We start from the raw sequence: 12056 nt of genomic DNA on the forward strand, positions 1-12056 counted from the left end.
TCGCGCGGGTAACGAACGGCGCCTCACTCCAGGGTGAACCCGGCCGCCCGCTCCCGCATGGGCCGAACGGCCCGGTCCGCCGGTGCGCCCGTCAGACCGTCGGGTGCACGGGCACCACCTCGTGCTGCGGAACGCCGAGGACGACCTTGAGCGCCCCGGTCTCGGCGGCGTTGCCGAAGACGTCGTAGGCCTCCTGCATGTGGTCGAGCGGGAACGTGTGGGTGACCAGCCGGCGGGTGGGCAGCCGGCCTGCGGCCGCCATCCGCAGCAGGGTGGGGGTGGAGTGGGTGTCGACGAGTCCGGTGGTGATGGTGACGTTCTTGATCCACAGGTCCTCGAGGTGCAGCGTGGCGGGCGCGCCGTGCACGCCGACGTTGGCCAGGTGCCCGCCGGGCCGCACCATACGGGCGCACAGCTCGAAGGTCTCCGGGACGCCCACCGCCTCGATGGCCACGTCCGCGCCGAGCTCGCCGGTGAGGTCCGCGACGAGCTGCTGGGGGCCCTCGCCCGCGTCGGCCACGGCGTCGGCGCCGAACTCCTTCGCGGCCTGCAGCCGGGAGGCGGCCACGTCCACGGCGACGACGCGTTCGGGACCGAACAGCCGGGCGGTGGCGATCGCGGCGAGCCCGACGGGGCCGGCGCCGACCACGACGACCGTGTCACCGGGACGGACCCGGCCGTTGAGCACGCCCACCTCGTAGGCGGTGGGGAAGATGTCGGCCAGCAGTACGGCGTCCTCGTTGGCCACCGCGCCGGGCAGCGGATACACCGACAGGTCGGCGTAGGGGACGCGTACGTATTCGGCCTGGGTGCCGTCGATCAGGTGGCCGAGGACCCAGCCTCCGCCGCCCCGGCACTGGCCGTACACGCTCTCGCGGCAGTAGCCGCAGCGCCCGCAGGCGGAGATGCAGGAGACCAGGACGCGGTCCCCGGGACGGACGGTGCGGACGTCGCCGCCGGTCTCGACGATCTCGCCGACCGCCTCGTGGCCGAGGACGGTGCCCGGGCGGACCTCGGGCACGTCGCCCTTGAGGATGTGCAGGTCCGTGCCGCAGATGGTGACGGCGTCGACGCGCACGATGGCGTCGCCGGGTTCCTTGACGGCCGGGTCGGGGACCTCCTCCCAGGCGGACTGCCCGGGGCCGTGGAAGACGTATCCCTTCATGCCGATCCTCACCCTTCTCGGTCTGCGGCGGGCTTCGGCGCCGGGCGCGCTTGCCCGCGTCGGCGGGGTTCCGGGTGGGCACCGGCGCCCCGTACTTCCAGTCTGGGCGCGGGACGCCGGATCCGCTCGGGCGGGGCGGGTCCTCCGCCACGAGGGCGGCGCCCCCTGTGATTCCGCACCGCGCGCCGTCCGGGTGTCCGAGCCTTCTCTCGCCCCCGCCGCCCCTTCCCTTCCCGTCCCTGGGGGCTTCGCCCCCAGACCCCCACGCGCAGTTCCCCGCGCCCCTTATGCCCGGACCTCTTCGCGCCCGCGCGGCGGAGCCGCATGTCGGCACAGCCCCGCGCCCCCAGGGGGTCAGGCCACCGGTCGGGCGATGCCGTCGGCCAGCAGGTGGCGGGTCTGCCTCATGGAGTCGGCGAGGCGCAGGGTGAGGCGGGAGGTGAGGGCGTACAGGTGTCGTACCGCTTCGAGGCGTTCCAGGCGTGGGGCGAGGGCCGACAGGGTGATGGCCAGGGCGACGCCCGCCCAGGCGACGGGGCCGAGCGGGGTGCAGCCGAAGAAGTGGCTGACGCCGGGGGTCTGCACGAGGGCGGCGAGCACGGCGGCGGAGCCCAGGGCCGTCGCCCACACCAGGGGGCTGTGGCGGCGCCCGGAGAGGGTCTGTACCAGTTGGGCGCCGACCACTCCGCACAGGGCCATCGTGGTGGAGCGGCGTTCGGTGCCGGGGGTGAGGAGGCCGATCAGATAGGCGGTGACCGCGCCGAGGCAGGTGGTGACGCCCCGGCGCCGGATGGAGCGCAGCAGGGGCGCGCCGAGGACGTCGAGGCCCATCGGACCGCTCGCGGCGTGCGCCGCCGTCGACGGGTCGTCGCTCGGGGTCACCGCCACCGCCATGGCGGGGAACATGTCGGTGAGCAGGTTGACCAGGAGGAGCTGGCGGGTCGACAGCGGTGAGGAGCCGGCGAGCAGGGTGCCCAGCACGCTGAAGCCGACCTCGCCCGCGTTGCCGCCGATGAGGATGCTGACCGCGTCGGCGACGCTGCGCCACAGCGCGCGGCCCTCACCGACGGCGTCCACCAGGACGGACAGGTCACCGGTGGTGAGCACCAGGTCGGCGGCGTTGCGGGCGGCGGCGGAGCCGCGGGCCTCGATGCCGACGCCCACGTCGGCGGCGCGGATGGCGGCGGCGTCGTTGGCGCCGTCGCCCGCCATCGCCACCACCCGGCCGGCCTGCTGCAGGGCCTCCACGACGTGGAGTTTCTGCTCGGGGGCGACGCGGGCGACGACTCCGGCGCCGTGCAGTGCGCGCACCCGGTCGGAGCGGCCCATGGCGACCAGGTCGTCCCCGGTGACCACCTCCGTCTCCTCGGGCCAGCCCAGTTGCAGGGCGATGGCGCGGGCGGTCTCCGGGTGGTCGCCGGTGAGCATGACGGGCAGGATGCCGGCCCGGCGCAGTTCGGCGAGCAGTTCCCGCGAGGTGTCGCGCGGCACGTCGGCGAGGGCGATCAGTCCGGCGAACTCCAGGTCGGCGAGGTCCGCGTCGAGTTCGGTGTCCGCGTCGGTCCCCCGGCGGGGGCGCCGGGCGACGGCGAGGACGCGCAGTCCCTGGCCCGCCAGGGTGTGGGCGGTGCCGGCCGCCTCCTCGGGGAGGTCCCGGCAGGCGGGGAGGACCGTCTCGGGGGCGCCCTTGACGACGAGGAGTCCGGTGTCCGCGTCACCGTCCCGGCCGACGGCCGCCGCGTAGCCGCGGCTGGCCTCGAAGGCCAGCTCGCCGTCGGCGGTCCAGCCGGCGTCGGGCGGGGCGACGTCGAGGACGGCCTCGTCGGTGGCGTGGGCGACCCGGCGCCCCTCGCCGGTCTCCTCCTGCGGACAGGCGCGCGCGGCGAGCCGTACGACCGGTACGGCGTCCTCGGCGTCCGGGGCGAGGACGGTGCCGTCGGCGGTGGCCACCCGGACCAGGCGGAGCCGGTTCTCGGTGAGGGTGCCGGTCTTGTCGAAGCAGACGGTGTCGACCCGGCCGAGCGCCTCCAGGGTGCGTGGGGTGCGGACCAGCACGCCGCGCCGGGAGAGCCGGCGGGCGGCGGCCATCTGGGCGACGGTCGCGACCAGCGGCAGCCCTTCGGGGACTGCGGCGACGGCCACGGCGACACCGCCGCTGACGGCACGCCGTACCGGACTGCCGCGCAGCAGGGACAGGCCGGTGACCAGCGCACCGCCGGTGAGGGTCACCGGGAGGGCCTTGCGGGTCAGTTCCTGCAGGCGGGCCTGGACTCCGGCGGGCGGCGGGACGCGGGCGGCCAGGGCGACGGCGCGGCCCGCCTCGGTGCGGTCGCCGGTGTCCACGACGAGCGCGTCGGCGTGGCCGGCCACGACGGTGGTGCCCTCGAAGACCATGCAGGTCCGCCGGGCGACCGGCGCGCCCGGGGTCGGGTCCAGGGCCTTGGCCACGGGCAGCGACTCGCCGGTGAGCGACGACTCGTCGACCTCCAGCCCGTCCGCCTCCAGCAGCCGCGCGTCCGCCGGTACGACGTCGCCGGCGCCGAGGCTGATCCGGTCCCCCGGCCGCAGCCGGGCGGCGTCGACGGTGACCGTGCGCCGGGAGGTGTCCTGCCGGCGGGCCTTGGGCCGCTGGTGGGCGGCGAGCCGGCTGAGCGCCCGTTCGGCGCGCAGCCGCTGGAGTCCGCCCGCGACCGCGTTGATGTCCATGGCGCCGACGACGAGCAGCGCGTCGACGAGTGAGCCGAGCAGCGCGGAGGCGACCGCCCCGGTGGCCAGGACGGGGGTGAGCGGGTCGTCGAGCTCACGGCGGACGGCGCCGGCCGCCTGCCAGGTCCAGCGGGCGGGGGCGGCCGCGGGCGTGCGGGTGAGCCGCGCGGCCCGCTGCCGGGAGCGTTCGGCGAGCAGGGCGAGTCCGGTGGGTCCGGTGCCGGTGCGGGTGTCGCGCAGCAGCTCGTGCGCCTCGTGCGGTTCCAGGGCGTGCCAGGGCACGTGCAGCCGGGGTTCGGGCGACGTGGCGCGGGCCACGCGCAGGCCTTCGGTCCAGCCGGTGAGCAGGGCGCCCGCCGCCGCGATGTTCACCGGGGCGTGCCGGGTGAGCCGCTGCCACAGCCGGCCGCCGGGTGTGCCGCCGCGGGCCACCATCAGCCCGGACAGGGCGGCGCCGGCCCGGGCCAGGGTCTGCGAGCGGCGGCCGACCCGGCGGGCCGCCGGGACGGCCGTCAGCAGGCGCCAGACGTCGGCCAGTCCGTTCGGGGCGAGCGCGTCGGCGCCCCAGGCGAGCGCCGAGCGCGCGTCCGTGAGGGCGATCGCCACATCGCCGGCCGGTAGTCCGTCCGCCACGTCGGCGGCGCCGTGCGCGGCCACGCGGGCGACGCTCACCACGATGTGCCCGTCGTTCTGCAGCGCCCGTACGACGTCGCCGAACGGCAGGTCGGCGGGGGCCGTCTCGTCGGCGAGGCGGGTGATGTCCTTCAGGTCGGAGCCGCCGGTGACCACGACGTGCAGTCCGGCCCGGCGGGCCGCGTCGAGGACGGCCTCGGCGCAGGGGTCGACGGGGTCCTCGAACAGCGCGGGCTCTCCGTCGGCGGGCCGCGTCCGGCCGCGCAGCGCGTCGGCGTGCAGGACCAGGGAGTCGGCGATCTCCAGCTGCCGCAGCCGCTCGGCGCTGCGGATCAGGACACCGGACCGGGCGAGGTGGGTGCCGAGGACCGCGCCGAAGGCGGCGGGGCCGTAGCGCGCCGCCTTGGGGGAGCCGGCGAGGACGGCTTCGGCCGCCTCCCGGGTGTCGCGGGTGATGAGGAGGGTGGCGGCGGCGCCCGCGACGCTGCCGGTGCCGGCGTGGGCCGCGTACGCCTGGGCGGGCGTCACCCGCAGGGGCGGGCGGGTGCCGGCGGGGCAGGGGATGCTGGTGCGCCGTTCGAGGCAGACGTCGTCGTGCAGGGCCTCGAAGGCGGCGGCCCGGGCGGTCGCCTCGGTCAGCTGGCCGGTGCGCAGCAGTCCGTCGAGCACCAGGGACGCCGGGGACTGTCCGGCGCCGTGCGCGGCGGCGTTGGCGGCGGCGAGGAGGAGTTCCGTTCCGCCACGGCCGAACCGCTGCCGCAGCAGGGCGCGGAAGCGGGGGTTCTCCCGTAGCAGGGTGACGGCGGCGGTGACCGCCTTGGGGCTGCGGGGCAGGCCCAGTGACCGGCCGGCCAGGGCGCCGGCCGCGCCGGCGACGTCCAGCAGCAGCGCGGTGGCGGCGACCCGCACCTCGCGGGGGTCGCCGGGGTGGGCCGTGTCGTCCTCCTCCTCGGGGCCGGCGTCCTCGGTCAGCCCGAGGCGGGCGGCGAGCGCGACGGCACGCTCGGTCACACGGTCGCCGGCCGCGTCCGTCACGGCGGTCACCACGAGCCGGGACAGTCCTTCGTCCCAGTACGCCGTCAGCACGTCGGGGTGGTCGAGCAGTTCGGCGGCGACCTTGCGGGCGAGCGGGGCGGTGGCGCCGTCCGGGTGCCGCAGGGCCAGGTGGACGCGGTGTCCGGCCCGCCAGTGCCGGCCGCCGCCGAGGACGTTGCGGGCGACGTGGCCGAGGCGGCGCGTCGTGTCGTGGACGGACGTCATGCCCTGTGCGGTGCCGCGGGCGGCGCCTGCGGCGACTCCCGCCACGGCCCCGGCGAGGGGGGCGACGTCGAAGCGTGTGAGCATCTGCGGGGTCCCGTTGATCGTGGCTCAGCCGGTGTGGCGGGCATCGCGCGGCTGCCCGGGTGCGCCGCCCCGGCCCGGGCCGGGGTCGGGGTACGCGCCGCGATGCCGGACGGCACCGGCGACTCGTTCGGCGGTGTCACCCGCCTCGGCGGGCTCATCGCCCACAGGGTGCTCCGCCCGGTCCGGGCCGGGGTCGGGGTGCCGGGTGGCGTCGGCGACCTGTCTGAGGGCCGAGGCGGTGGCGGTGTCGCCCACCTTGGCGGGCTCGACGCGCACGGGGTGCCCCGTCCGGCCGGTGCGGTCGCGGGAGGGGGTGAGCCGGTCGCCGGGGCCCGTGGGCGGGCGGCCGGCGGATGTGCCGCTCCCGGCCGGTGTTTCGTGCCGTTCGTCCGCGTCGGCCGGCGGCTCCGCGCCCGGTTCGCCGGCGAGCCGCCGCGCGGGGCCCTTCCCGTCGCCGCCGTCGGGCCGCTGTGCGGGGCGCGGCTGGGTGAGCCAGGCGACGGCCGCGCCGGTCAGCGCCACCGGCCATTCGACGACGCCGGCCACGCCGAGCACTCCGGCTCCGGCGTAGACGGCCATCCGGCGTCCGCGCGGGGAGACCGCGCCGATCGCGTCCAGGGCGCCACCGGCCACCCTCCCCACCTGCTCCGCGCCCGGCAGATGCCGCAGGCCCGAGGTGACGGCCCGCAGGGGCTGCGGAAGATCGGACGGACGGGACGTGTCCTGCTCCATGTCGGCCTCCACGGGCGAGTCCCTCACGGGCACTCATCACCTTCCCTGCCTTTTGCCCCATATTCAGCTGTTACCGAACGAAGCGCCCTTCTTGTACGCCTTCGGTGGCGAGGGCGCCGCCTTTCCCCCGTGCCCGTGTCGGAACGGGCACGCCGGGTACTAGGTGCAGGCACACAGCGGCCGTGCGGACCGTCCGGCCGGCGAAGGGAGTGGTCATGACGGAGAACGGCGAGGACGCCACGCTCGCCCGGCCCCCGGGGACCCGGGAGCTCCGTCTGGCCACGGGCGTCCCGGGACCGGTGCCGGCGCACGCCGTGCGGAGCGGAGCACGGGATCAGGAGGACGACCCCGAGCTGCCCCGTGACCGCAATCAGGCGATCCTGGAGGCGGCCAAGCAGGTCGGCGCGGTGCTCAAGCGGGGCGGGCACCTGTTCGCCCTGGCCGGCAGTGTCGCCGTCCACGCCCACGGCGGCAGCGGGAACCTCCAGCACGACGTCGACTTCTGCGTCCGGCCCGAGGACGCCGAGTCGGTGGCCGCCACGCTCCGCGAGGCCGGGCTGACGGTGTACGCCCCGCCCGAGGACTGGCTGATCAAGGCCACCTGCTTCGGCCAGGACGTGGACATCATCTTCGAGCTGGCGCACCGGCCCGTCTCCACCGAGATGCTCCGGCGGGCGTCGGAACTGCCGGTGGAGTCGGTGCGCATGCCGGTCCTGGCGCCCACCGATCTGCTGACCGGCCTGCTGGCCGCCTTCTCGGAGCACCACTGCGACTTCGGGGCCGTCCTGCCCATCGCCCGCGCCCTGCGCGAGAAGGTCGACTGGGAGCGGGTACGGCGCGACTGCGGGGACGAGCCCATGCCGGCCGCCTTCTTCTTCCTCCTGGAACGCCTGAACGTCATCTGAACGTCCGCGGAAGGAACGCTCATGAACACCCAAGACGCCGGATCCGCAGGCGGCACACCGGCGGCGGCGAGCCCGGAGTACCGCGTCGCCCACCTCCAGGACCGTCTCGCCTCCGGCGAGCTCGGCGAACTCGGTGTGCGGGTCGAGGTCCGCGGCGGAACCACCGTGCTGGTCACCGGGACCGTCCCCTCCGCCCAGTGCCGCGAGGACGTCCTGAGCGCCGTACGGGAGGAGCTCGCCGGGCTCGAGGTGCACTGCGACGTCGTGGTCAGCGAGACCTCGTCACCCGATCACGCGGAGGAACTGTCATGATCCGGATCGCCGCCGTCGGGGACATCCACATGAGCCCCGACACCCGGGGCTCGCTCCGCCCCGCGTTCGACACCCTGCCCGAATGCGCCGACCTCCTGCTGCTGGCCGGGGACCTCACCCGGCACGGGACCGTCGAGGAGGCCCGCGTGGTGGCCGACGAGATCCGGGGCCTGGGCGTTCCCGTGGTCGCCGTGCTCGGCAACCACGACCACCACGACGACCGGCAGGACGAGGTCACGGCCGTCCTGCGGGAGGCCGGCGCCCATGTCCTGGAGGGGGAGTCGGTGGTCGTACGGGCCGGTGACGCGCGCGTCGGGGTGGCCGGCACCAAGGGGTTCGGCGGCGGGTTCGTCGGGGCGAGCGCCGGGGAGTTCGGCGAGCCGGTGATGAAGGAGTTCGTGCGCCTCTCCCGCCGGTGCGCCGACGGCCTGCGGGCCTCGCTGGAGAAGCTGGACCAGGAGGGCTGCGACGTCCGGATCGCCCTCACCCACTACTCCCCCGTGCCGGAGACCCTGGCCGGGGAGCCGCTGGAGATCTATCCGTTCCTGGGCAGCTATCTGCTGGCCGAGGCGATCGACACGGCCGGCGCCGATCTCGCCGTGCACGGGCACGCGCACGCCGGCAGCGAGCACGGCATGACGACGGGGGGCGTGAAGGTGCGCAACGTCGCCCAGCCGGTCATCGGCCGCGCCTTCCACGTCTACCACCTGCCGGTCCGCGACCGTGTGGGCGCCGGTGCCGGCACGGGGGCGGCCACCGCCTGAGCCCGCCCACCGTCCCAGCGCCGCCGGTCGCACCGGCGGCGCTTCTCTCTGCCCCGGGGCCGGATCCGTACGGGGCCTCTCGTGTGAACACCCCGCAAGGCGCGCACCCTTTGCCCATTTTGTCTGCTTAACATACTGACTCCGTGTCCCGTGATCCGCGTCGCCCCGCACGCGCCCGGGGCACGGTCGCGCTCGCCTGCCCGCGTCGCCGCCGGCCTGTGCCTCGCGTCCTTCCCCGCCCGACCCGTACGAGAGGACACCAGATGGCGCTGTCGGGCCGTACCGGACCGTCGTCCGCGCTCGCCCTCACCCCGCACGACGCCGAACTGCGCGCCGCCGCACGGCATCCGGCCCGCCGCCGCTTCCTCACCCTCACCGCCGCGGCGGCCGCCCTGGCCTTCACCACCAACCTCCCCGCGCGCGGCGCCTTCGCCGCGCCCCGGCTCGACGCGGCCCTCGTCACCGAGGACCCGTTCACGCTCGGCGTCGCCTCCGGGGACCCGCTGCCCGACTCGGTCCTCGTCTGGACCCGGCTGGCCCCGGCCCCCTTCGAACCGGACGGAGGGCTCGGGCAGCAACGGGTGGAGGTCTCCTGGGAGGTCGCGCTCGACGAGTCCTTCGCCCTGGTCGTGCGGCGGGGCACCGCCCTCGCCCACCCCGAGTACGCGCACAGCGTGCGCGTCGACGTGAAGGGCCTGGAAGCGGGCAGCCACTACTACTACCGGTTCCGCACGGGCACCTGGATCAGCCCCACCGGCCGCACCCGTACCGCTCCCCCGGCCGGCGCCGACACCGCGGGCCTGAGACTGGCGGCGGTCGCCTGCCAGGCGTACCACGACGGCTACTACACGGTGCACCGGCACCTCGCGCAGGAGGACGTCGACGTGGTGTTCCACCTCGGCGACTACCTGTACGAGTACGCCGTGAACTCCGCGGGCGGCGCCCGCGGTTACACCGACGTCGTGCTGCCGTCCGTGTTCAACCGCGAGACGACGACCCTGGCGGACTACCGGATGCGCTACGCGCTCTACAAGAGCGACCCCGACCTGCGCGCCGTGCACGCCGCCCACCCGTTCGTCGTCACCTGGGACGACCACGAGACCGAGAACAACTACGCGGGAGCGATCGACGAGAACGGCAGCGACCCGGCGCTGTTCCTGACCCGCCGCGCCGCCGCCTACCGCGCCTACTGGGAGAACCAGCCGCTGCGCGCCGACCAGCTTCCCGAGGGCCCCGACGCCCAGCTGTTCCGCCGGCTGCACTGGGGCACCCTCGCCCAGTTCGACATCCTCGACACCCGCCAGTACCGCTCCGACCAGGCCTACGACGACACCCCGCACGTGCCCGGGCCCGAGTCGGACGACCCGGCGCGCACCCTCACCGGGGACGCCCAGGAGCGCTGGCTGCTCGACGGGTGGGGCGCGTCGACGGCGCTGTGGAACGTGATGCCCCAGCAGGTGTGCTTCTCCCAGCGCAGGCTGGACCTGAACGCCGAGGCGAAGGTCTCCATGGACGCCTGGGACGGCTACCGCGCCGGTCGCGGCCGTCTGGTCGCGGGCGCGAAGGCGGCCGGTGTCGACAACTGGCTGGTCCTCACCGGTGACGTCCATGTCGCGTACGCCTTCGACATCAAGGACGACTTCGACGACCCCGGCTCCGTCACTCTGGGCACGGAGCTGACCTGCACCTCCGTCGCCAGCGGCCGCGACGGCGCGGAGCACCCGGCCAACTGGGACACCTACATGCGGGCCAACCCCCACCTGAGGTTCTACGACGGCCGGCGCGGCTATGTGCGCGTCGAGCTGGGCCGGGAGAACGCGCGGGCCGATTTCCGTGTCGTGCCGGTCGTGACGACGCCGGGCGCCGCCGTCTCCACGGCCGCCTCCTTCGTCACCGAGGTGGGCTCGCCGGGTCTGACGCCGGTGTGACCCGTCCGGGTGGCCGCAGGTGCGCGCCGGTACTGCACTCGGGTCCGTCCGGGCCACCGATGCGGTGAATCCGGCGTGTCCCCACATCGTGCCGGGTGTCACGGGCAAGGTCTGAGTCGCCTCCGCAGCTTCGCCACCATCGAAGGAGACGTACCGAATGGTCCTCAGACACGCCCGGGCCGCGCGCCGGTCGGCGTTCACGGCGCTCGGCGCCCTCGTCCTCGCCGGACTCCCCTGTGCCGCGGCGGCCGACGCCACGCCCGCGGCGGGGCCGACACCCGGCGCCGCCCAGACCCTGGGCGCCGACCGGCCGTCGCCCCATCTGCTCGCCGCCCTCCGGCGCGACCTGAAGCTGGACGAGGCCCAGGCCTCCGAGCGGCTGGTCAACGAGGCCGAGGCGGGTTCCCGGGCGGGCCGGCTGCGCAACGCGCTCGGCGACCGGTTCGCCGGTGCCTGGGTGCGCGGCAGGACGGCCGAGCAGCTCACGGTCGCGACCACCGACGCCAAGGACGTGCCGGCCATCGAGGCCCAGGGCGCCACGGCCAAGGTGGTCCGGCGGACGCTGGCCGCTCTGGAGGCGGACAAGGCGAGGCTGGACGCGGCGGCCGGGCGCGTCAGGACCCTCGACACGCCCGTCTGGTACGTCGACGTACCGGAGAACCGGATCATGGTGCAGGCGACGAGTCAGGAGGCCGGCAACGCCTTCGTCGAGGCCGCGGGGCTCGACGGCGCGGACGTCGGCATCCGGATGACGACGGTACGGCCGCGCCTGCTGCAGGACATCACCGGCGGCGACGCCTTCTACATCGACGACGCAGCGCGCTGCTCGGTCGGCTTCTCCGTCACCCGGGGCGAGCAGCCGGGCTTCGTCACCGCCGGTCACTGCGGCAGGGCCGGCGCGACCACGACCGGGTACGACCGCACCGCGCAGGGCACCTTCCAGGCCTCCGTCTTCCCCGGCGAGGACATGGCGTGGGTGGCGACCGACGACCAGTGGACGCCCACGCCCGACGTCAAGGCGCAGGACGGCCAGGAGGTGCAGGTCACCGGTTCGGCGCAGGCGCTCGTCGGGGCGTCGGTGTGCCGTTCCGGCTCGACGACCGGATGGCACTGCGGGACCGTCGAGCAGCACGACACCAGCGTCAGCTACCCCGAGGGCAGGGTCGACGGGCTGACCCGGACGACGGTGTGCGCCGAGCCGGGCGACTCCGGCGGGCCGTACGTCGCGGGCGCGCAGGCGCAGGGGGTCACCTCCGGCGGTTCCGGTGACTGCACCAGCGGCGGTACGACGTTCTACCAGCCGGTCAACCCGATCCTCGGGGACTTCGGGCTCACCCTGACCACCGCCACCGCCGCGCAGACCGCACCGGGTCAGCAGGACGAGGGCGCCGAGGCGTGGACCGCGGGCCGGGTCTACGAGGTGGGCGCCACGGTGACCCGTGACGGTGTGACGTACCAGTGCCTGCAGACCCACCAGGCGCAGGGCGCGTGGGCGCCCGCCGGCACTCCGGCGCTGTGGCAGCGGCTGTGACGGCATGACCGTACGGCGTCGGCGCCGGCCCTGGGC

At 75.6% G+C, this 12056-nt stretch carries 8 protein-coding genes; 5 read left to right on the plus strand and 3 right to left on the minus strand.

The features are described 5' to 3' along the window. Positions 1-91: 91 nt before the first annotated feature. From ACFV5H_RS28180 to ACFV5H_RS28190, 3 genes are all read right to left on the minus strand, one after another. A complete protein-coding gene (locus ACFV5H_RS28180) occupies positions 92-1165 on the minus strand; it encodes a zinc-binding dehydrogenase (RefSeq protein ID WP_385197794.1) in 1074 nt (357 codons plus the stop codon). Positions 1166-1519: 354 nt separating this feature from the next. Beyond that, positions 1520-5848 carry an HAD-IC family P-type ATPase gene (locus tag ACFV5H_RS28185; protein WP_385197796.1) on the minus strand — a complete coding sequence of 1443 codons (4329 nt, stop codon included), beginning with the start codon at positions 5846-5848 and terminating at the stop codon, positions 1520-1522. A gap of 24 nt (positions 5849-5872) precedes the next feature. Next, entirely contained in the window at positions 5873-6607 is a 735-nt protein-coding gene (locus tag ACFV5H_RS28190) for a hypothetical protein (protein WP_385197798.1), read from the minus strand. 188 nt (positions 6608-6795) lie between these two features. Between ACFV5H_RS28190 and ACFV5H_RS28195 the strand changes: the two genes are divergently transcribed. The 5 genes from ACFV5H_RS28195 to ACFV5H_RS28215 all read left to right on the plus strand — a co-directional run bounded on the left by ACFV5H_RS28195 (position 6796) and on the right by ACFV5H_RS28215 (position 12020). Then, entirely contained in the window at positions 6796-7485 is a 690-nt protein-coding gene (locus ACFV5H_RS28195; protein ID WP_385050080.1) for a nucleotidyltransferase family protein, read from the plus strand. Positions 7486-7506: 21 nt separating this feature from the next. After that, entirely contained in the window at positions 7507-7797 is a 291-nt protein-coding gene (locus ACFV5H_RS28200; protein ID WP_385050078.1) for a BON domain-containing protein, read from the plus strand. After that, entirely contained in the window at positions 7794-8561 is a 768-nt protein-coding gene (locus ACFV5H_RS28205; protein ID WP_385050076.1) for a metallophosphoesterase, read from the plus strand. The genes ACFV5H_RS28200 and ACFV5H_RS28205 overlap by 4 nt, the downstream gene beginning before the upstream one ends. 263 nt (positions 8562-8824) lie before the next feature. Then, the gene (locus tag ACFV5H_RS28210) at positions 8825-10489 is read left to right on the plus strand and encodes an alkaline phosphatase D family protein (protein ID WP_385197800.1); all 1665 of its coding nucleotides are present in this window, start codon (positions 8825-8827) and stop codon (positions 10487-10489) included. A 157-nt stretch (positions 10490-10646) separates the two neighbouring features. After that, positions 10647-12020 (plus strand): trypsin-like serine protease, encoded by a 1374-nt coding sequence (locus tag ACFV5H_RS28215; protein ID WP_385197802.1) that lies wholly within the window; start codon positions 10647-10649, stop codon positions 12018-12020. Positions 12021-12056 lie beyond the last annotated feature (36 nt).

The sequence above is a fragment of the Streptomyces sp. NPDC059787 genome (assembly GCF_042732315.1).
Lineage (GTDB): Bacteria > Actinomycetota > Actinomycetes > Streptomycetales > Streptomycetaceae > Streptomyces > Streptomyces atrovirens.

Excerpts from the sequence above, each read along its gene's own strand:
- ACFV5H_RS28185 (WP_385197796.1), bottom strand. The coding sequence starts at position 5,848 with ATGCTCACACGCTTCGACGTCGCCCCCCTCGCCGGGGCCGTGGCGGGA.
- ACFV5H_RS28180 (WP_385197794.1), bottom strand. The coding sequence starts at position 1,165 with ATGAAGGGATACGTCTTCCACGGCCCCGGGCAGTCCGCCTGGGAGGAG.
- ACFV5H_RS28210 (WP_385197800.1), top strand. The coding sequence starts at position 8,825 with ATGGCGCTGTCGGGCCGTACCGGACCGTCGTCCGCGCTCGCCCTCACC.
- ACFV5H_RS28200 (WP_385050078.1), top strand. The coding sequence starts at position 7,507 with ATGAACACCCAAGACGCCGGATCCGCAGGCGGCACACCGGCGGCGGCG.
- ACFV5H_RS28215 (WP_385197802.1), top strand. The coding sequence starts at position 10,647 with ATGGTCCTCAGACACGCCCGGGCCGCGCGCCGGTCGGCGTTCACGGCG.
- ACFV5H_RS28205 (WP_385050076.1), top strand. The coding sequence starts at position 7,794 with ATGATCCGGATCGCCGCCGTCGGGGACATCCACATGAGCCCCGACACC.
- ACFV5H_RS28195 (WP_385050080.1), top strand. The coding sequence starts at position 6,796 with ATGACGGAGAACGGCGAGGACGCCACGCTCGCCCGGCCCCCGGGGACC.